The following is a 19,967-nucleotide window of genomic DNA, read 5'->3' as shown; positions in this document are numbered from 1 at the left end:
AAGTGCTCGCTAAGATAATCCATATTAAGCCCTCCAAAAGGATGATAAACCGATGCAACAAAGGCTATTCCTCGGCTTCGCTCCCACAGATAGTCAAAGGGAATATCTAAGTGAATTGCAGCAGCAATTGATATGCCACCTTAATCCTGAGGCGAAAGCGGTGAGTGTCAGCAATCTGCATTTAACGCTCTGCTTTATGGGTCAAGCTAACAGCGAGCAAAAAATCGCCCTCCTTGATGCGGTTGACCGCTTAGTGAAGCCAAGATTTAGCGTTCGGCTTAACCAGCTCGATGTATGGCCTAATGCGCAAGTATGTTGCTTGAAAGGTGATGATATTGAGCCGCCGTTAGCGCAATTAGCTAAACAGACGCAAGAAATTGCCGACCTACTGCAATTACATCGGAGTGAGCACAGCTTTTGCCCGCACATCAGTTTATTTAGAAAAGCAAAACAATGGACACTAGATGAGTCGGCTTTATTGCAACTCAATGGTATGAATACGCTGACGTTAATGCCCGATAATTTGCATTTATACCATTCAAAAAGCACAAGCACGGGTGTCGAATATCACATCCTAAATTCTTGGACACTCGGTTAACCTTAATCAAAAAAAAAAGCCCGAGTATCCACTCAGGCTTTATTTTTCAATTTATGAATCAATGCATTAATCAATACTAAAATAAAAATAGCAGTTAACTAGAGAGCGATGATGAAGAAATACCTATTCGAGTAAACGTAAGGTTTCGCGATAGGCACGCTTTTGCTCGTAGGTTTGTAACCGCAGCATAAACTCATCAGTCTTAGTCATTTCAGCATTCATTTTCAACGCTTCGATCGCTTTCTGCTGCGTCGAAATAGCAGCACCAAAATCGCCTAACTCCGCATAAGCCGCGGCTAAATTATCAAGATTTGTAGGATCGTTTTCATTCACTTTGAGTAATTTTAAGGACAACTCGACCGCTTTATTGCCATCACGATATTCTGCTTCGGGACAAGTTGCTAAAATCCACGCCACATTACCCAAAGCAACATCATCACCCACTTGGGAAAATTGCTCGACCGCTTTACCGCAGTTGCGCTGCACACCGTCACCGCCAGACGCATAAATAAAGCCTAAACGGAATTGAGCCCAACGACTGCCCTGCTCACTCAACGCTTTATACCAATGCTCAGCGACTGACAAGTCACGCTTGATCAATTGGCCTTCAAATGACAGATCCGCTAAGGTTTGCTGCGCTTTTTCATGTTGTTGTTCGGCGGCAAGTGAGATCCAATGTAATCCAGTCGGCACTTCTTGCGACACAAAACGTCCAGAGAGATACATTAATCCCAGCAAAAATTGAGCATCGGCATCACCTTGCTCTGCCGTCACCTGAATATGCACAAACTTACTGGCCGCAAGTTCAGCAGCTGGCTGCGGGATAGAAAATGCGTGCGCCGCAGAGCTCAGCCCTATTGTTAAGCTTAAACCTGCACCTAAAACCCATAATCTGTATTTCACTTGCTTACCTCTCTTAAAAACAACTGCCCTCAAAGTTAGCCAGAATTAACCCCATAAGTCGAGCCTAAATACACACAAACCTCAGGATAATGGGGGAAGTTAAGCCAAATGGAATGTCAAATTTAAAAAGTGAAACATGTTATTGTGTAATTTAGTGGCATATTTTATTCATAATCTATAATAAAACTGCTGAAATAGACTGGTAAGATGTGATTAACTCGACAGAGTTAAGTGAATCCAGCGAGTTTCATACCGATTTAGTTGACTTAAATCACTAAAGTAGCAAAATAAGCTCTAATTTTAGATGGTTAATTGCATTTATTCACTTATTCTAAACTAAGACTTCCATCAAGTTTTTGTGAGTTTAATTGACGTAAAATGCTTATTTAGAATACTCTTACTTTCGTTTTAATCAATCGAGGAACACCAACATGGCTCTGATTGGTAAGCCAAAACCTGATCCAACTTTGGAATGGTTTTTATCACACTGTCACATTCATAAGTACCCTGCAAAGAGCACTCTTATCCATGCTGGTGAAGACTCAGATACCCTTTATTACATAGTAAAAGGTTCTGTAGCGGTATTGATTAAAGATGAAGAAGGTAAGGAGATGATCCTTTCTTATCTGAATCAAGGTGACTTTATCGGTGAACTAGGTTTGTTTGAAGAACAAGCCGAACGTACCGCTTGGGTTCGTGCTAAGCAAGCTTGTGAAATCGCTGAGATTTCATATAAGAAATTCAGACAGTTAATTCAAGTTAACCCTGAAATTCTGATGAAGCTGTCTGCGCAAATGGCCTATCGCCTACAAAGTACCAGCCAGAAAGTGGGTAACCTTGCATTCTTAGACGTTGCAGGCCGTATTGCTCAAACTCTATTACATCTGGCTAAACAACCTGATGCTATGACACACCCTGATGGCATGCAGATTAAGATCACTCGTCAAGAGATAGGTCAAATCGTTGGCTGTTCACGGGAAACTGTGGGTCGTATCTTGAAGATGTTAGAAGAACAGAATTTGATCCAAGCTCATGGTAAGACAATCGTGGTATACGGTACCCGTTAAGTTAGTCTTCAGCTTGATTTAAGCCTGCCTTATTAAAGTGGCCTAGAATAAATTCTAGGCCATTTTTTATTGGGGAGCTCAAATGAAACGGCTGTTTTTAATCTGTTTTTTCAGCCTATTCACGCTGGTGCATCCAATAATCTTGCATGCCGAACCTATTGAATTAGAACATTATCAAGCCAAGGCGTTAGTTAACTCTGGGCAAATATTGTCCTTAAACGGTACACTCGCCGTAGTAAACCAATTTTGCCAAGGTGAACTAATTGATGCTCATCTCTATCAAGAAGATCATAAATGGCGCTATGATTTGCAAATCAAAGTTCAGCGTGGCCAAATCGTTAATCTCAGTATTGATGCAACAAATGGTCAAGCCGATCAATCAATAGCACTACCGAGCGAATGTCGAAAACATGAAACTGTTACTCGTTGAAGATAACCCAATGCTAGTCACCGAGCTGGAGAAACAACTCAAACTCGCTGGCTATGTAACCGATATTACAGACAAAGCGCTTGAAGCCGATTATCTGATCAAAGAAACCCAATACGATTGCGTAATCTTAGACATAGGTTTGCCCGATGGCAACGGCCTCGAACTGCTCGAAGGCTGGCGAAATCAAGGGATCAGCACTCCAGTCATCATGCTGACTGCCCGCAGCCAATGGCATGAAAAAGTAGAAGGTTTTAATGCTGGCGCCGACGATTACTTAGGTAAACCTTTCCACGCCCAGGAATTATTGGCCCGAATCCAAGCTTTAATCCACCGTGCACATGGTCGTCTAAACACCTCAAGTAAACAATTGAGTTATGGTGGCGTGGTTTTAGATGAAGCAGAGCAAACGGTAAAAGTGGCCGAGCAACTGTATGAACTCACAGCAATGGAATTCAGGCTGTTAAAAATCTTCCTCATGTCACCTAAGAAGCTGCTATCTAAGACGCAGCTAACCGATAAGCTCTATCAGTTTGACGATGAAAAAGAGAGTAATGTGGTCGAGGTTTATGTCACCCATCTACGCAAGAAACTGGGTAAAACCACGATCGAAACCCGTCGCGGCCAAGGTTACATCTTCCACGGCATTATTGAATGATCTCGATCCGCACTAAGCTCAGTTTATGGTTAACTGGCTTACTCGTGTTAGGTACTGTGATTGGACTGATACTGTTTGAGTCCATGCTACGTCAGGCCTTCCACGACTCTATTATCAATCGCTTAGAAGAAGATCTCGAACATATCATGCTGGCAACCCATATCCACGATGGGGAGATCAGCATAGATCAAAGCCAGCTTTCCAGTTTCTACAAGCCCGCCTATTCAGGCCGTTATTTTCAGCTTAACCTGCCAAATGAAGTGATTCGCTCACGCTCCCTGTGGGATATGCAGTTAGATATCGAGCCACTGGCACCGAATCAAACCCGCGTCTGGCAAGCTAAAGGGCCAAAAAATAACGATATGCAGTTGTTATCACTGGGATTAAATTCCAGCAGTGCCAATGTCAGCGCCACCTTAACCGTTGCGCAAGATTTGAGTATCGGTAGACGTGTGTTTAGCGAGGTTTATGGCACTAAGCTTGGTGTCAATCTGGCGATGTTAGTTGCTATGATCGCGGGGATATTCTTGATCCTACGTCAATCCTTTAAGCCAGTTAAGCACATACAGCACGCACTTTCTCGGCTAAGACAAGGGGAAATTAACGCGCTGGAGCTCAATAATATTCCCCCCGAAGTACAACCATTAGCAAAAACCTATAATGAACTACTTGAGTATACTGCCAAGCAAATTGAACGTAGCCGCAATAACTTAGGTAATTTGAGCCATGGGCTCAAAACGCCACTTGCCGTGATGCAGCAACAGGTTGAAGCTCTTGGCCTCAAAGATCCTGAAACTGCCATTGCCCTGCAGCAGCAACTTGATTCGATTCACAAGATGGTCGAGCGTAAACTGGCTGCCGCGAGGATCACTGGCGACATGCTCCCCGCAGCGCAATTGGTGATCCCTAGGGATTTACATAGCCTAGCCAACACGCTAAATAAGGTTCACCGCAACAAGTCCATTGAATGTGATTTCGAACTCGATCCCAATATTCTCAGACTGCCTATTCACAGGGAAGATGGCATGGAGCTCTTAGGTAACCTGCTAGACAACGCCTTTAAATGGGCCCAGAGCCGAGTCAGCATTCAGCTATCGCGTCAGCAAGAGCGTCTCTGCCTTTGTATCGATGATGATGGTCCAGGGGTTGCTGATGATGAGCTAGATAAGCTCACACAAAGAGGAACAAGGCTTGATGAGTCTGTGATGGGTCACGGTTTAGGATTATCAATAGTGAAAGAAATTGCCGAGCAATACGAGATTGAGCTGCACTTTAATCACAGCACTCGCTTAGGTGGATTGAGGATCGAGCTGACCTTTAGCTAGCCCCAGGTTATGCCAATCGTATTAAATACCTTGTTTGAAATATCCATAAAAAACGCCATCGAATTGATGGCGTTTTTTTATGCAGAAAGCAATTTGAGGACGTTAGGCTTTATTCACATTGGTGCTTTCAAAAATCTTGTCGGCAGATGCCGCCACAAAGCCTGTGTAGAGCTCGCCATTAGCCATAGGATAACGTAGCGCAAACTCATAGAAACAGCTTGGGATTTCCACTGTCGCGTCAGTAAATTCAACACCAATCTTATCGGCCATAGTCGAAGACTGTTCTAACAAGACTTCTGGCGAACCTTTGATCTCGCCACCTGAACTATTAAGCACAAAGCCCGCTTGCTTCAGAGCTTCATTCACTGACTCTAAAGTCTCAAAACCGTCGAGGTGATTGATAGACACAGTGAAATGGTTAGCGCGATAACCAAAAGCCGCTACCCAAGCTGCATATTCACTCTCAGTTAATAAGTCCTGATAGGTTTTAGCATCTAAAGACCAATGACGGCCTGAGTAAATAAAGTTGTCAGCGGTAGTCGCAGCAGCATCCACTTGGGCGATTAAGCCTTGAATAGTTTTTTGCAACGCAGGGCTAAATTCTTCAACTAACAGCTCAGAGATAAACACTTTAGGCTGAGTCGAGTCTGGATGTTCAAAATGCTTAGCGATCAGTTTTTTCTGTTCAAACTTATAATCACCGCAAGGTACATAACCTAACGAAGTGAAATGCTTAGCGAGTACATCCAAATTAACCTTAGCGATATTGAAAGTACGCAGGGCAATATGGTCGTTGATGATCGGCTTACCATGACCCAACAACGCGTGCACTTTTGCCGCAGAAGGGGTCATTTGAATATAGTCTTGCCACAGAGCGGCAAATAACGCGTTGATGTCGGTATGCATAAAAACTCCTTTTATTGTGCTGCGGTTATTGCTGTTATTTTGCCGCGAACACTAAATGTAACGACCTAAATGCCACTGTTGCAGCGTCACACATACCCACAGTAGAAACTTAAGTAACGTTACTGCTTGTTATTAAAAAGGAAGAACATTAGTCCTTCCTCCTCTTTCCCACATATTCTTTACCGCATAAAAGTCAAATATCTACCCGCTTACAAGCTCAAACCTGGGCTTAATGTCGCGGGTAAACTCACGGCATCAGCCTCGACCGAAGCGACCGGATAAGCACAGTAATCGGCGGCATAGAAAGCACTCGCTCTGTGGTTACCCGAAGCCCCTACGCCACCAAAAGGTGCCGCGCCAGATGCGCCAGTGATTTGTTTGTTCCAGTTAACAATGCCAGCACGAATACGCGCGAGGAAATAGTCATAATCTTCACGGCTATCGGCAAGTAATCCCGCAGACAAGCCGTAACGCGTTTGGTTAGCCAATTTGATCGCTTGATCGAAATCACTGTAACGCACCAGCTGCAGTAAAGGCCCAAAGTATTCTTCATCCGGCAATGCATCGATCGCTGTCACATCGATAAGGCCAGGAGACACTAAGCCTGTACCCGCTTCTAGATGGGTCAACTCGACCAAAGACACACCGCCTAAGTTCAGCAAATTCGTCTGCGCCGCAACCATACCTTTGGCGGCAGTTTCAGAAATCATTGAGCCCATAAAAGGTTGTGGCTGCGCGTTCCAAGGGGCAACTTTAATCTGTTTGACCGCAGCGGCTAACATGGCAATCAAGACATCGCCCTGCTCGCCTTGCTCGACATATAGACGGCGCGCACAAGTACAACGTTGGCCAGAGGAGATATAAGCCGACTGCAAAATATCGTGCACGGCAGCTTTGATATCCTGCACACCTTTGATGATCAGTGGGTTATTGCCACCCATCTCAAGTGCTAAAATCTTGCCCGGATGACCCGCATATTGTTGATGTAAAAAATGGCCTGTGCGTGAGCTGCCAGTAAAGAACAGACCATCGAGTTGCGGGTGAGAAGCCAGTGCTTTACCCGTATCCACTTCACCTTGGACTAAGTTAAGCACGCCAGCAGGCAGACCCGCTTTATCCCATAGGCTAACCATCAGCTCAGCGACTTTAGGCGTCAATTCAGAAGGTTTAAAAATCACAGTATTCCCCGCCAGCAGCGCAGGCACTATGTGACCGTTCGGCAAATGACCGGGGAAGTTGTAAGGACCGAACACCGCCACAACACCGTGGGGTTTGTGACGGATAACCGCGCGTCCTGCTGGCGTATCATTGGCTTCTGTGCCCGTACGTTTATTGTAAGCCGCGGCCGATAAAGCAATTTTGCCTATCATGGCGCCGACTTCAGTCGCGGTTTCCCACTGAGGTTTACCGGTTTCTTGGGCAATTGTTTCAGCCAGTTCCGCTTTATTGGCTTCGAGTTGGCTGCGATACGCTTCAACTATGGCTAAACGCGCATCAAAACCTAACATAAACCAATCAAACTGTGCGGCGCGCGCGGCATCAACGGCGGCATTAACTTGTTCTGCAGTGGCCGTTTTACCGGTCCAAATAGATTGTGCATTGGCAGGGTTAATTGAGGTCACGTCATGACCTTTGCCAGCATGCCACTGGCCTTGAATATAATGTGTCATTGGTTATTCCTACATTGCCAAAATACGGATTTGATCGCCTTTTGCGAGTAACAAACCCGCGGCCAGCTCAGGGCTAATGATGATATGTTCGGATTTGTCGTCCACGGCCAGTGCAGCAGACGTCGCTCGATAATTGGCTAATTGGGTATTTGAGATAATAAATTGAGTGTCGGCTTCGACCATGTCACCAATATCGACGGTCAATAAACGGCTTTCACGCACGCCGCGAATGTCCGATAAACGACACTCAACCGTTGGACCACCATCAAAAATATCCACGTAACCGCGGCATCGAAAGCCTTCGGCCTGCAGTAAACTTAATGCGGGACGAGTATTGGTATGCACTTCGCCAATCACTTTCTGCGCTTCTTCCGGCAACAGACAAACGTAGACAGGATTTCGTGGCATCATTTCGGCCATAAATGCCTTTTTACCTAAGCCAGAAAGATAATCCGCCTGAATAAAATCTATGCCCAAAAAGTGTTTTTGCAACCAACCATAAAAAGGTGAATGCCCCTCGGCGTCGCTTACACCGCGCATTTCGGCAATCACAGTTTCGCCAAAACGCTTCGCATGTTGAGCTAAAAACAGAAAGCGACTGCGGGATAACATGCGGCCATTGTTGCCCTTGCGATACGCTTCACGCAAAAACAGCGTACACATCTCAGCAGCACCAGTGTAGTCATGGCAAAGGGTGAGTGTCTCGACCTCGTTACGCACATCAATTTGTTCGGAATGATAGACTTCGGTACCGAGTCGATAATGGTAGAACGCATCTTCCATTCCCACCGCCGCTTCGATGGCGCACGTTCCCACCACTTCACGGGTATCGGTATCTTCCAGCACCATCAGATAACCTTCATCGAAGGGAGTCTCTACGGCTTTGACGAATGAGGCTTCTGCTCGAGCAATTTTATGTCTGAGCAGATCCGCATTCACAGGTAATGACGTAAAACCATGACCAGACTCTTCGGCAATTTGATATAAGGCCTCAAAATCGCCAGCCTGAATAGGACGTATGATTAACATCTTAGTGTCTCCTCACTTTGGCTTACCGTGCATCAAGGCACCTCTCTTCAAAAAGACAGGCAGTGATGCAGGTAAGTATTCCCTGACAAAAAAGGAGTGCGAATAAATTCAGCACTCCTTTGGTCATTTAGGCGGCAGCTATGCTCGCCACAGCACGTTCAAAACGAGCTAGACCTTCAGCAATATCTGCCTCAGGGATCACCAGAGAAGGAGCAAAACGCACCACGTTAGCACCCGCCATCAGGCTCATTAAGCCTTCAGCGACAGAGGCCACCAAAAAGTCGCGTGAACGACCTTGGTATTGTTCATTAAGAACAGCCCCTAAGAGTAAACCTTTACCGCGTACTTCTGAAAAAACATGATATTTTTCATTGATTTTGTTCAAACCATCACGCAATAACTGCTCGCGATGTTTTACGCCATCTAACACTTCAGGTGTGTTCACTACATCTAACACAGCATTACCGATAGCGCAGGCTAATGGGTTACCACCGTAGGTAGAACCGTGAGTGCCCACTTTTAAATGCTCGGCAATCTCAGCCGTTGTCAGCATAGCTGCGATAGGAAAACCACCGCCGAGCGCTTTAGCTGTGGTTAAGATGTCAGGCACGATTTCAGTACCCATGTAAGCGTAAAGTTCACCAGTACGGCCCACACCCGTTTGGACTTCATCAAAAATCACTAGGGCATTGTGCTTATTAGCCAATTCACGCACGGCTTTCAAGAATGCAGGATCGGCATCGATAATACCGCCCTCGCCTTGCAGCGGCTCAAGCATGATGGCGCAAGTCTTATCGGTTACTGCGGCTTCTAAGGCGGCAACATCGTTAAATGGCAGGTGAGTAATACTCTGCGGCTTAGGACCAAAACCATCGGAATAGGCAGCTTGTCCACCAACGCTAACGGTGAAGAATGTACGGCCGTGGAAAGCTTTATCGAACGCTATGATTTCATCTTTCTCAACGCCATGTTTTTCTAAGGCATAACGACGGGCAAGTTTTAATGCGGCTTCGTTGGCTTCGGCGCCAGAGTTGGCAAAATACACTTTGTCGGCAAACGTGCTATTAACTAATTTAGTCGCTAATGCCAAGGCAGGCTCATTCGTCATTACGTTTGACAGATGCCATAATTTTTCACCTTGTGTCTTAAGGGCATTCACAAGGGCTGGATGACAGTGACCTAAGCAATTTACCGCAATACCGCCAGCAAAATCGATAAACTCGTTACCCTCTTGGTCCCAAACTCGGCTTCCTTCGCCACGAACAGGAATCACGGCAGCAGGCGCATAATTAGGCACCATCACTGCGTCAAACTGGGCACGGTCCAACTTCATATCAACGCTCATTCTTCTTCGTCCTTTGTGTTTGTTTAACGGCGCCTTGCACCGTCAGAGTCCCATAGGTATCTTTATCTAGAGTTAGTGATACTGGGATTGCTTGTGTCTATTAATAACCATTATTAGCGAAAATGTGATCAAAATACCAGTTTTTCACAAACATCAATCCACGCACTTCCACCCAAAGTGCATAAAGATTGCAGTTTAAGAACTATACAAGCGGTTAAGCCCGTGGCTTGTAGCATAATTAGTCAGAAAAAAAGTTATTTACCCCTCATTTTGCTAGCTATTCACTGAATGTGAATAACTACACCATTTTAACGAATCAAGTGTGAAAGCACAAAATGGCCAATTTTCGACCTCACTTCAAGGGCTTCGGGTAATAAATTGAACAGAGGAAACACATGGGGCATGTTAGGGTAAAAGCAGCCTGTTATCTCACCACCACAGGCTTTTATTTGGGCGACTAAACGTTCAGAATCCTGTAATAATAACTCCCGCGTACCCGCAATCACTAAGATAGGCGGCAGGTCTGCCAAGTTTCCCTGTAAGGGGGAAACTTTTGCCGACATAGGATCGGCACCCGCAAGATAAGCGCCACGTAAGCGCAGCAATGCCTCTATGGTGAAGAAGGGATCGTCGGCTGCGAGTATCAACTCAGTATCCCCCGTAAGAGCTAAGTCTAACGCGGGCGATAGCAAGATACAGGCGGTCGGTAAAGGCAGGCCTAAACGCTTTAATTCCAGCAACAAGCTCAGGGCTAAATTGCCGCCCGCCGAGTCACCCATGAGGATCAAATTCTCCGTGCCTTTCAGCTCAACTAACCGCCTATAGGCTTCAAGCACATCATCAAATGGCGCGGGGAAAGGATGCTCAGGAGCGAGACGATAATCAGGAATATAAGCATCTAATTGACAACGCTGGCAGATATCTGCGACCAGTCTTGCATGGGCATGGGGCGTTTTAAAACAGAAGCCTCCACCACGGATATAAAACAGACTTCCAAGGCGAGGAGGTTCGTTGAGAAGCACATAATGTAACAAGTTTGAGTGTTGTAAGGGGATGGTAGCGCTGACTAACTTATCCGGCCAAGGGATCCAACGTCTATCAAGCTCAAGCAACTTTTCACGCACTTGCGCTAAGGGCATTTTGGCCTGTCCACGACTGATGGATGGCCTAGCGACATAGGATAAAATGGTATTTAGTACAGATGCTTGCCAGCTTGGCATATCCCTTCCTCTACTTAAACGCCGCAATCATGGCGCTACGTAGCAGACCGAGGATTACAGCAGATCTAACTTCCTATAGTTTTGTGCTTTTAAGCGCAGTACTTCTTGCTCAGTTAACTCATAATAATCAAACATTAAGCGCTTTTCTTGGGGATCGATTTGACGCATTTCTTCGAGTAATACCACCTTAGCATAACAGTTTGCCCGCGCGACTAATGCCGACTGAGGCGACAATTCTCGATAACTTAAGGTTTGGTCTAACTCCTTTAACAACCGAGTTAAGGGACTCGCTTCAAACTTAAGTAACTCTAATAATTGCCAATTAAGTTTGAGGCCATGGCTTAACACTTGTTCAAACACGGCCTTAGCAGGAAACTCAGTGGCAATCACCGCATCATACACTTCCTTATCACGGCTGCTACTGGCTTCTCTTATCCAAGATCCCCATGTTTGGTCGAATAAACGGGCACTTAAACTCAATACAACGGATGTGCCTAACTGATTAAGTAAGGCACTACTATAAACCAAGGCTGAGTCAGTATTATGAAGCTGAGCTAAAGCATTTGCCGCTATGCCACTGACTATGCTGTAGCGCCATAATTTACGGGTAGTCCATAACAACTTAGCATTGCCACTAGGAAGCCAATTTCGCAAACAAAAGTAAGGGATAATAGTGCGAAGGTTTTCGATACCGATGTAATTCATCACTAATTTGATATCAGTGACCCGCACATCTGAGCTCTGAGACCGGCGAGCGCGAAAAGATGGGCTGTTGACCATGTTAGTTAAGTCGCGGCACAACCAACTTAAGTTACTGATCAGTGGTCTTAATCGCGTTGCATCGAGATTTTTTGCCAGCAATAATTCCAGCAAGAGGATTTGCGACTCATTGATGTCTGACTTAGCCAGAACAGATTCAGGGGACGCGAGTTGATGCTCGATGGCGTTAATGACAGTTTCATGCAACTGGCTCGATACGGCTTCAAACACTTCTTTAGCTTTAATTTGTTTCATCAAACGCACCAAAATCGCTTCGCGTTCAACATCTAACTTATTTGCATCGGCCTCTAATTCAAGGTCGAGTTCATCCAAAAGAGTCGGGCTCGCTTTTTGCTTTCCGAGGATCAATTGTTGATAGAGTCTATGTTCTATCTCTATAATTTTGCCGGGTCTTACACCGCCCGCAACCGAAATCGCCACTATAAATCTTTCCTATATCGCTAATGCCCGAGTGACGTCAACACAATCAAACTCTCAAAATCATTACAATTTCAGCACATACACTTAATCTTAGCAATAATGCAAAGTCGCAGAACGCAAACAAAGAGTTATATCGGATATTTCCTAGTCAGTTACCCAATAAAAAGGCCTCGACTAGGAGACCTTTAACAGAAATCGAACTGAATTATTTGAGTTCTTGTTCAAATAACTTATAGATGCGGCGGTATTCATCTAACCAGCTAGAAGGTTGACGGAAACCATGGGGCTCAACAGGATAAATCGCCATTTCAAAGGTTGGTTTTTCCAGTTCAATGAGGCGCTGTACCATACGCACACTGTCTTGGAAGAAAACGTTGTCGTCCATTACGCCACTCATGATAAGCAGTGGTTTAGTTAATCCTTGGGCATTCTCAATAGGAGAGCTGCGCTCATAGGCGATAGGATCGACATCAGGCGTATTTAAGATATTTGAGGTATAAGGCGCATTATAATGTGCCCAGTCCGCCACAGGACGCAATGCCGCTCCAGCTTGGAACAAGTCTGGCGCGGTAAACAAAGACATGAAGGTTAAGAACCCACCGTAAGAGCCACCATAAGTCCCGACACGCTTAGTATCGACATGGGTATGAGTCGCCATCCACGTCACGCCATCCTTTAAGTCTTCCACTTCTGGATGACCCATATTGCGATAAATAGCGGTGCGCCAATCTCGGCCGTAACCTTTAGAGCCACGGTAATCCATGTCCATCACAACATAACCTTGTTGAGTCAGCAGGTTGTGGAACATAAACTCGCGAAAATAACCGCTAAAGCCATAGTCAGCATTTTGCAGATAACCTGCGCCGTGGTTGAAAATCACCGCAGGGTATTTCTCAGCGCGGGACTTATCATAGCCTTGCGGCAGATAAACTCGAGCGTACACATTGCCAGCACCATGATTTGAAGGTACAGCTACCACTTCTGGCGCTTGCCATGGGTAATTTTTGAAGGCATCACTGGTATAAGACGTCAGCTGCTTTAACTCGCCGCCAATGGGTTGAACATAAAGCTCATTTGGCTGAGTACGGCGTGAAGCATTGAGTAATAGCTGAGTGCCATCGGGGCTTAAGCTGTAATCTAAGTTTCCATCCCACTGAGTTAGTTGCTCATTTTTACCTGTGGCAAGATTCACGCGGTGAACATTATAAATACCGGGGTGACTCTGGTTCGCTTTGTAATAGATGTAATTGGCATCCGGTGACAGCGTAATATCACTCACCACAAACTTGCCTTGGGTTAACGCACGCGGCTTTTCGCCTTGAGCTTTAATATAAAGCTGCGAATAACCGGACTCTTCTGACAAGTAATACAAGGTATCCGTATCCGGTAACCAACCGAATTGGTTGTAGTCGTAATTCACCCATGCATCATCATGTAAACGATGTTCGGTAATAAATTTACCCTTAGCAAGATCGACACTAGCGATCCAGCGATCTTTGTTATCAGTTGCTTCTAGCATCAGGGCTAATTTATTTTCCGACTCATGCCATTGAATCGCACTCTGAGTCCAGCCCCAATCCTGCATCAACTGAATTTTACGTGGCGATTTAGTGCTTTGATAAGTTTCGCCTTTCGCTTTAGCATTTTCAGCTTTCACTTTGGCTAGCACATCTTCATCAAAACCAGTAAGGCCCTCGATTGTGATATCGACTTTTTTATGTTGGTTTAAATCAAGCACCACAAAACGTTGCCCTGGTGGCGTATCTTCAGCCACGCGCGCGCGCACTGGCACTGGGTCGATATAACCTTCACTACCTAAGTAATTAGGCATGATGTCGTGTTCGCTGCTACCTGTGTAATTTTTATCTGTAAGCGCGACTAAAATATAGCGGCCATCGGGTGATAAACTCAGCTCTGACACCACTTCGCTATCGCCTAAATACCAAGTGCTGGCGGCGAGCGTCGGATCGTTTTTTTGTAATTCATCTTGGTACTGCGCTTTAGCTTTAGCATTTTCTTGCTGCAGCGCCACATACTTAATCAATCTGTGCTGTTGTTTTGCAATATAAGACGTCGGCTCTTTTACCGCTTCTGGTGCTTTCGCCATTTTAATTTCAGCAAGTTGCTCGACTAAGCCTGAATCTTGATGAATTTGGAAAACATTGTCGCCCTGCCAATAGGCAATATCGCCATTATTGAGATAACGCACACCATCAATGGCGCTACGCTGGCGAGTCAATTGGCTAATTTTACCCGTGCTTAATTGCTTAACAAAAATGTTGCCTTGATATAGGTAAGCCTTGTAGGACTTAGTGCGGTCAAACACACCAAACTGCTGATCTGCCGCATGTAACTTATCGAGAGCTAGCTCGACGGCGCGACTGTCATTGATGCCTTGCTGATAATAGCTACGCAGAGGTGAAGCACTCGCTTGGCGGGCAAACAGCACGCTTTGGCTATCGTCGCTCCAGTAAGCCTCTTTGGCAAAGATCCCCATCCAATCAGGATTTGCCATAATTTGATTAAGCGTAAGCGCCTGTGAAACTTGTGGCGGTTGGGCTAAGGGAACTTGGAATGCTGGCGGAGCTATTACGGGAGTTGCAGTTTCAGTCGATGTCGCTGCGCACCCAGCCAATACGGCAACCGCTAACGCACTAAAACCCAAATTTCGCATTACGCTTCTCATTTATCCTTCCTTTTATTGTTATCGCAATGGCTAAATAACCCAGTCTACTTATCTGCTGGTTTCGCCTATTCGCGTAGTTTTGCGGCAGTTATAGCATAGTTAATCGCTAAACTTGCTTAAAAGAAGGATAAATCTTGTAACAGAAATTGATAATGTGGAGAGTTTTTAAGGCGAGGAAATTATACAGGCACAGCCGGTTGCGCTAAAAAATTGGCTAACAGTTCGAGACCTTGCTCGGTGAGAATTGATTCGGGATGAAATTGCACCCCATAAAGCGGTAAGTCTTGATGGCTCATGGCCATGATTTCTCGGCCGTGAATTGCATCGTCAAACCAAGCATCGAGTACAAAACCTTCAGGCACAGCATCAACCAGTAACGAGTGATAACGTGTCACGGTTAAAGGCTGATTTAATCCCTTAAATAACCGCTGTCCAGTGTGCGTAATTGCACTGACCTTGCCATGCATTACCCGTTCGGCACGCACTACATTGGCACCGAAAACCTGTGCCATCGCCTGATGTCCCAAACAGACACCTAAGATTGGCATGCGCGCAGCAAAATGTTCAATCGCCGCGAGGGAGATCCCCGCCTCATTAGGTGTGCAAGGTCCGGGCGAAATCACCAGATGACTAGGCGCAAGCGCCTCAATGTCGGCTAGGCTAATTCCATCATTACGTTTAACCACTATCTCTTGCCCTAGCTGCTGAAAATACTGCACTAAGTTAAAGGTGAAAGAGTCGTAATTATCGATCATTAGCAACATACAAGATCCATTGGTCTAAATGGGTAAAGGTAACGCATATCTAACGGATGAATGCGGGCGCAAATGCTATCACACCTTGTACTTAAGGTTTAACCAATTACGGCGATAAAATACAGCGACAAAAAAGCCAGTCATTAGACTGGCTTAGTTTTTAAACGACTTGGGCATTTCACCACAGTTATTTAACCACAGTTAAATGACTGCGACGCTTAGGGGGCTCATCTGTCGGTTCAAACGCTTTATCTGTTGTTTCAACAACGGATAAAGATGAATCGACTTCATCGTCCATCAGGTAAGCATCTTCGATATCGAAGACAGTGCCAGCACCGTTTTCGCGGGCATAAATAGCGACAATCGACGCCATTGGCAACATCACCTGCTGAGGAACACCACCAAAACGCGCATTGAACTCCACACACTCATTGCTAATTTGCAAATTGCCCACTGCGCCAGCAGCGATATTTAACACTATCTGGCCATCCTTCACGTATTGCTGCGGTACTTGAGTGCCTTCAACAAAGGCATCAACCACAACGTGAGGAGTCAATTGGTTGTCCATCAACCAATCATAGTAAGCCCTTAGTAAATAAGGACGATTTGGAGTCAAAGGTTTCATTACATACCCATGCGCATTTCGCGTTCGGCTTCAGTTAAAGAAGCTTTAAACGATTCACGCTCAAAAATACGTGTCATATACGCTTTGATATCTTTAGCTACACGGCTATCTAGCTCAATACCTAATACAGGTAAGCGCCACAACAATGGGCCAAGGTAGCAATCCGCTAGACCAAATTCTTCGCTCATGAAGTAAGGCACTTCACCGAAGATAGGCGCAATTGCGATCAGGCTTTCAGTCAACTCTTTACGAGCCGCTTCAACACGATCACCTTTACGGATACGGTCAACGAGCGAATACCAGTCAGTATCGATGCGATGCATCATCAAACGGCTTTGGCCGCGAGACACTGGATAAACTGGCATCAAAGGCGGATGAGGAAAACGCTCATCCAAATATTCCATGATAATGCGTGATTCATATAAAACGAGTTCACGGTCTACCAAAGTTGGCACTGAGTTATATGGATTTACTTCGAGCAAATCCTCAGGCATTTCGTTAGGGTCGACCTGTAAAACATCAACAGTAACCCCTTTCTCAGCTAACACGATACGTACTTGATGGCTATACAGATCATCAGCACCTGAAAACAGTGTCATGATAGAGCGTTTGTTGGCAGCAACAGCCATTGATACCCTCCAGAATCGAAATAAAACAAAAGTAAACGAGGGGCAAAGCCCCCCGTTTACACTATGCGGATATTACATTTTACCCGTTATTGGTGCCTAGTGTACATCTTTCCAATACTCTTTCTTCAAGAGGTAGGCCACAATAAAGAATATAAATAGGAATCCGAGTACCCACCAGCCCATAGCTTGACGCTCTAGCTTAACAGGTTCAGCCGAATAAACTAAGAAGCCTGTGATATCACGTACTGCTTGGTCGTATTCTTCCGCATTCAATTTACCGCCAGTCACCACAATAGTGCCATCTTCTTGTTTAACTGGTGTGCCTTGTAACTCTTCGAGTACATGTGGCATACCAACAGATGGGAATACTGTGTTATTCACACCAAATGGGCGACTTGGATCTTTATAGAAGCCTTTCAGATAGGAATAAACCCAATCTTCACCACGCACACGAGCAATTAAAGTTAAGTCTGGCGGTGTAGCACCAAACCATTTAGCAGCATCTTTAGGTGGAATAGCGTTTTGCATCAACTCACCAATTTTAGCATCGGTGAACATATACTTATTACGCATATCATCCGCAGAGATACCGATATCGGTCGCTACACGTTCATAACGTTGATACTGAGTGCTGTGGCAACCAGAACAGTAATGTTGGAACAGGTCCACACCACGCTCTAAAGAAGCTTTATCATGCAGATCAACATTGGCATCTTCTAAATGAATTTTATGTCCGCTCGCGGCCATAGCCAACGTCGGCAACAAGGTAACTAATGCAATCAATAATTTTTTCATTAGTGTGTCAACCTCGCTGGAACAGGTTTAGTTTTTTCATTCTTGCTGTATACCCACAGCGCCACAAAGAAACCAAAGTAAGTGAAAGTAAACACCTGTGCAACTATCGTCAGCGTCGGCGTGGCAGGCACTACCCCTAAATAACCCAATACTATGAAAGATATAGCAAATTGAGCAATATTCAGCTTATGTAGCGTACTACGGTAGCGAACTGACTTCACTTTACAGCGATCTAACCAAGGCAATACGAATAGTACTGCAATCGACAGACCCATCATTATCACGCCACCCAATTTATCAGGCACTGCACGTAAAATGGCGTAAAAAGGAGTGAAGTACCAAACGGGTGCAATGTGTTCAGGAGTCTTCATCGAGTTAGCCGCTTCAAAGTTTGGCTTTTCAAGGAAGTAACCACCGCCTTCAGGAATAAAGAACAACACATAGCAGAACACTATCAGGAAGCCCGCGACGCCCATGATGTCTTTTACAGTGTAATATGGGTGGAATGGAATACCGTCAACTGGCCAGCCATTTTCGTCTTTGTTCTTCTTGATTTCGATACCGTCAGGGTTGTTAGAACCCACTTCATGCAGCGCAATTAAGTGTAAAAACACGAGTACGACTAATACTAACGGCAGTGCAATCACGTGCAGCGCAAAGAAACGGTTCAGCGTTGCGCCAGAGATCACGTAGTCACCACGGATCCATAGGGTTAAGTCGTCACCAATAACTGGAATCGCACCGAACAGAGAGATAATTACCTGCGCACCCCAATATGACATTTGACCCCATGGCAGCAAATAACCCATAAAGGCTTCGGCCATCAACACGAGGAAAATTAACATACCGAACAGCCACAGTAGTTCTCTAGGTTTCTGATATGAACCGTAAATTAAACCACGGAACATGTGCAGATAGATCACAACGAAGAAGGCTGATGCACCCGTTGAGTGCATATAACGCAGCAACCAACCGTATTCAACATCACGCATTATGTATTCAACAGAGGCAAATGCGCCTTCTGCTGTTGGTACATAGTTCATCGTCAACCAGATACCTGTCAGTAATTGGTTAACCAATACCAACATCGCTAGCGAACCGAAAAAATACCAAAAGTTAAAGTTAGTTGGCGTAGCGTATTGGCCCACGTGACGGTTATAAGTCGCCGTCATTGGGATACGCGCATCAATCCAATTAATTAAATTCTTAACCATTACGCCACTCCTTTATCTACACCGATAATCACGGTGCCATCATCAACGTATTGATGTGGAGGGATAACTAGGTTCAATGGAGCAGGTACGCCTTGGAAAACGCGACCAGCCATATCGAACTTAGAGCCATGACATGGACAGAAGAAACCAGAAGTGACACCTTCAACTTGCTCACCAAATGAATCTGGCAAATAAGTAGGTGAACATCCGAGGTGGGTACAAATACCGACAGCAATAAAATACTCTGGCTTAATTGAGCGCAAAGGATTTGTTGCATAATCAGGCTGCTGCATCTCAGCAGAAGCAGGATCTCTTAACTTATCATCATGTGTTGGCAGTTCATTGATCACAGCATCTGTGCGACGGACAACCCATACAGGTTTTCCACGCCACTCAACACGGATCAGCTGACCTGGCTCTACTTTACTGATATTTACTTCGACCGGTGCACCTGCAGCTTTCGCTTTGGCACTCGGATTCCATGACTTGATGAAAGGAACCGCTACAGCGACGGCACCAGCACCACCTACTACGGCGGTTGCGGCTGTCAGGAATCTGCGACGTCCGGTATCGACTGGCGCATTGCTCATCCACTTATCTCCCAGAGGGTGTTGGAATTTTTATATTTCAAAGACTTTCAGCCCTTAGTCATCACTAGGGTCAAAAATCGAAGTTTGAAGCGGGGCTCATTATAGCTAAAAATTAGAAGCAGATCATAGTGAAAACACGCAAGTAAGTTAGGGAGATTGCGTGTTTTTTAAAAAAAGCCTAAAAAAGACCCAACTATTAACCCATTTTAATTCATTTGGATCATATTTTAAGCTTCTTGTCTGTGATATCGGCATAAAGCATGCATCGCTAATATAAATTAGCCCAGACTTTTCAAACTAAGTTAACAATCGCCAGATAAAAAAA

The 19,967-nt window shown here is 45.2% G+C and carries 19 protein-coding genes; 5 read left to right on the top strand and 14 right to left on the bottom strand.

The features are described from left to right. The first annotated feature begins 52 nt into the window (after positions 1 to 52). Entirely contained in the window at positions 53 to 598 is a 546-nt protein-coding gene (thpR, locus tag KFE26_RS03365) for an RNA 2',3'-cyclic phosphodiesterase (protein ID WP_212599657.1), read from the top strand. A gap of 123 nt (positions 599 to 721) precedes the next feature. Here the strand turns inward: thpR and KFE26_RS03360 are convergent, their stop codons facing one another. Next, positions 722 to 1,501, bottom strand: coding sequence for a tetratricopeptide repeat protein (locus KFE26_RS03360; RefSeq protein ID WP_105250260.1), 780 nt, complete (start codon positions 1,499 to 1,501; stop codon positions 722 to 724). 431 nt (positions 1,502 to 1,932) lie between these two features. Here KFE26_RS03360 and crp point away from each other — a divergent pair, with 431 nt between their 5' ends. From crp to KFE26_RS03340, 4 genes are all read left to right on the top strand, one after another. Beyond that, positions 1,933 to 2,568: a cAMP-activated global transcriptional regulator CRP gene (gene crp / locus KFE26_RS03355; protein WP_006080082.1), complete on the top strand. Its 636-nt coding sequence runs from the start codon at positions 1,933 to 1,935 to the stop codon at positions 2,566 to 2,568. Positions 2,569 to 2,650: 82 nt separating this feature from the next. After that, positions 2,651 to 2,998, top strand: a complete 348-nt coding sequence (locus KFE26_RS03350) for a PepSY domain-containing protein (RefSeq protein WP_105250261.1) — start codon at positions 2,651 to 2,653, stop codon at positions 2,996 to 2,998. Further along, complete coding sequence (locus tag KFE26_RS03345; RefSeq protein WP_131523983.1) at positions 2,979 to 3,653, top strand: response regulator transcription factor; 675 nt, start codon at positions 2,979 to 2,981, stop codon at positions 3,651 to 3,653. Before KFE26_RS03350 ends, KFE26_RS03345 begins: the two co-directional genes overlap by 20 nt. Then, positions 3,650 to 4,978 carry an ATP-binding protein gene (locus KFE26_RS03340; protein WP_212599656.1) on the top strand — a complete coding sequence of 443 codons (1,329 nt, stop codon included), beginning with the start codon at positions 3,650 to 3,652 and terminating at the stop codon, positions 4,976 to 4,978. Before KFE26_RS03345 ends, KFE26_RS03340 begins: the two co-directional genes overlap by 4 nt. A 102-nt stretch (positions 4,979 to 5,080) precedes the next feature. Here KFE26_RS03340 and KFE26_RS03335 read toward each other — a convergent pair whose 3' ends face one another. From KFE26_RS03335 to petA, 13 genes are all read right to left on the bottom strand, one after another. Then, positions 5,081 to 5,884 carry a DUF1338 domain-containing protein gene (locus tag KFE26_RS03335; RefSeq protein WP_212599655.1) on the bottom strand — a complete coding sequence of 268 codons (804 nt, stop codon included), beginning with the start codon at positions 5,882 to 5,884 and terminating at the stop codon, positions 5,081 to 5,083. A gap of 209 nt (positions 5,885 to 6,093) precedes the next feature. Further along, positions 6,094 to 7,554, bottom strand: a complete 1,461-nt coding sequence (gene astD, locus KFE26_RS03330; RefSeq protein ID WP_212599654.1) for a succinylglutamate-semialdehyde dehydrogenase — start codon at positions 7,552 to 7,554, stop codon at positions 6,094 to 6,096. A gap of 9 nt (positions 7,555 to 7,563) precedes the next feature. Then, complete coding sequence (gene astA / locus KFE26_RS03325; protein ID WP_105250266.1) at positions 7,564 to 8,583, bottom strand: arginine N-succinyltransferase; 1,020 nt, start codon at positions 8,581 to 8,583, stop codon at positions 7,564 to 7,566. Positions 8,584 to 8,710: 127 nt separating this feature from the next. Continuing rightward, positions 8,711 to 9,928 (bottom strand): aspartate aminotransferase family protein, encoded by a 1,218-nt coding sequence (locus KFE26_RS03320; RefSeq protein ID WP_105250267.1) that lies wholly within the window; start codon positions 9,926 to 9,928, stop codon positions 8,711 to 8,713. Positions 9,929 to 10,236: 308 nt separating this feature from the next. After that, entirely contained in the window at positions 10,237 to 11,148 is a 912-nt protein-coding gene (locus tag KFE26_RS03315) for an alpha/beta hydrolase (protein ID WP_212599653.1), read from the bottom strand. A gap of 54 nt (positions 11,149 to 11,202) precedes the next feature. Next, complete coding sequence (locus KFE26_RS03310) at positions 11,203 to 12,348, bottom strand: HDOD domain-containing protein (RefSeq protein WP_105250269.1); 1,146 nt, start codon at positions 12,346 to 12,348, stop codon at positions 11,203 to 11,205. Positions 12,349 to 12,553: 205 nt separating this feature from the next. Further along, positions 12,554 to 15,034 (bottom strand): prolyl oligopeptidase family serine peptidase, encoded by a 2,481-nt coding sequence (locus tag KFE26_RS03305; protein ID WP_212599652.1) that lies wholly within the window; start codon positions 15,032 to 15,034, stop codon positions 12,554 to 12,556. A 179-nt stretch (positions 15,035 to 15,213) separates the two neighbouring features. After that, the gene (locus KFE26_RS03300; protein ID WP_212599651.1) at positions 15,214 to 15,798 is read right to left on the bottom strand and encodes an aminodeoxychorismate/anthranilate synthase component II; all 585 of its coding nucleotides are present in this window, start codon (positions 15,796 to 15,798) and stop codon (positions 15,214 to 15,216) included. Positions 15,799 to 15,976: 178 nt separating this feature from the next. Next, positions 15,977 to 16,414, bottom strand: a complete 438-nt coding sequence (locus KFE26_RS03295) for a ClpXP protease specificity-enhancing factor (protein WP_105250272.1) — start codon at positions 16,412 to 16,414, stop codon at positions 15,977 to 15,979. Then, positions 16,414 to 17,043, bottom strand: coding sequence for a stringent starvation protein SspA (gene sspA, locus KFE26_RS03290; protein WP_006080065.1), 630 nt, complete (start codon positions 17,041 to 17,043; stop codon positions 16,414 to 16,416). Before sspA ends, KFE26_RS03295 begins: the two co-directional genes overlap by 1 nt. Positions 17,044 to 17,139: 96 nt before the next feature. After that, on the bottom strand, positions 17,140 to 17,838 hold the full coding sequence (locus KFE26_RS03285) for a cytochrome c1 (protein ID WP_212599650.1): 699 nt from the start codon (positions 17,836 to 17,838) through the stop codon (positions 17,140 to 17,142). Further along, complete coding sequence (locus tag KFE26_RS03280) at positions 17,838 to 19,052, bottom strand: cytochrome bc complex cytochrome b subunit (RefSeq protein WP_105250274.1); 1,215 nt, start codon at positions 19,050 to 19,052, stop codon at positions 17,838 to 17,840. The genes KFE26_RS03285 and KFE26_RS03280 overlap by 1 nt, the downstream gene beginning before the upstream one ends. Beyond that, entirely contained in the window at positions 19,052 to 19,642 is a 591-nt protein-coding gene (petA, locus tag KFE26_RS03275; RefSeq protein ID WP_006080059.1) for a ubiquinol-cytochrome c reductase iron-sulfur subunit, read from the bottom strand. Before petA ends, KFE26_RS03280 begins: the two co-directional genes overlap by 1 nt. Between the last annotated feature and the right edge of the window lie 325 nt (positions 19,643 to 19,967).

This window comes from Shewanella sp. M16 (assembly GCF_018224605.1).
Lineage (GTDB): Bacteria > Pseudomonadota > Gammaproteobacteria > Enterobacterales > Shewanellaceae > Shewanella > Shewanella oncorhynchi.
The sequence above is the reverse complement of the archived record's forward strand: the minus strand, read 5'-3'. Positions and strand labels throughout refer to the sequence as shown.

Coding starts and splice junctions, on each gene's coding strand:
- KFE26_RS03350 (WP_105250261.1), top strand. CDS start 2,651: ATGAAACGGCTGTTTTTAATCTGTTTTTTCAGCCTATTCACGCTGGTG.
- thpR (WP_212599657.1), top strand. CDS start 53: ATGCAACAAAGGCTATTCCTCGGCTTCGCTCCCACAGATAGTCAAAGG.
- KFE26_RS03335 (WP_212599655.1), bottom strand. CDS start 5,884: ATGCATACCGACATCAACGCGTTATTTGCCGCTCTGTGGCAAGACTAT.
- petA (WP_006080059.1), bottom strand. CDS start 19,642: ATGAGCAATGCGCCAGTCGATACCGGACGTCGCAGATTCCTGACAGCC.
- astA (WP_105250266.1), bottom strand. CDS start 8,583: ATGTTAATCATACGTCCTATTCAGGCTGGCGATTTTGAGGCCTTATAT.
- astD (WP_212599654.1), bottom strand. CDS start 7,554: ATGACACATTATATTCAAGGCCAGTGGCATGCTGGCAAAGGTCATGAC.
- KFE26_RS03315 (WP_212599653.1), bottom strand. CDS start 11,148: ATGCCAAGCTGGCAAGCATCTGTACTAAATACCATTTTATCCTATGTC.
- KFE26_RS03305 (WP_212599652.1), bottom strand. CDS start 15,034: ATGAGAAGCGTAATGCGAAATTTGGGTTTTAGTGCGTTAGCGGTTGCC.
- KFE26_RS03345 (WP_131523983.1), top strand. CDS start 2,979: ATGAAACTGTTACTCGTTGAAGATAACCCAATGCTAGTCACCGAGCTG.
- KFE26_RS03280 (WP_105250274.1), bottom strand. CDS start 19,052: ATGGTTAAGAATTTAATTAATTGGATTGATGCGCGTATCCCAATGACG.
- KFE26_RS03295 (WP_105250272.1), bottom strand. CDS start 16,414: ATGAAACCTTTGACTCCAAATCGTCCTTATTTACTAAGGGCTTACTAT.
- KFE26_RS03300 (WP_212599651.1), bottom strand. CDS start 15,798: ATGTTGCTAATGATCGATAATTACGACTCTTTCACCTTTAACTTAGTG.
- KFE26_RS03320 (WP_105250267.1), bottom strand. CDS start 9,928: ATGAGCGTTGATATGAAGTTGGACCGTGCCCAGTTTGACGCAGTGATG.
- KFE26_RS03285 (WP_212599650.1), bottom strand. CDS start 17,838: ATGAAAAAATTATTGATTGCATTAGTTACCTTGTTGCCGACGTTGGCT.
- KFE26_RS03340 (WP_212599656.1), top strand. CDS start 3,650: ATGATCTCGATCCGCACTAAGCTCAGTTTATGGTTAACTGGCTTACTC.
- sspA (WP_006080065.1), bottom strand. CDS start 17,043: ATGGCTGTTGCTGCCAACAAACGCTCTATCATGACACTGTTTTCAGGT.
- crp (WP_006080082.1), top strand. CDS start 1,933: ATGGCTCTGATTGGTAAGCCAAAACCTGATCCAACTTTGGAATGGTTT.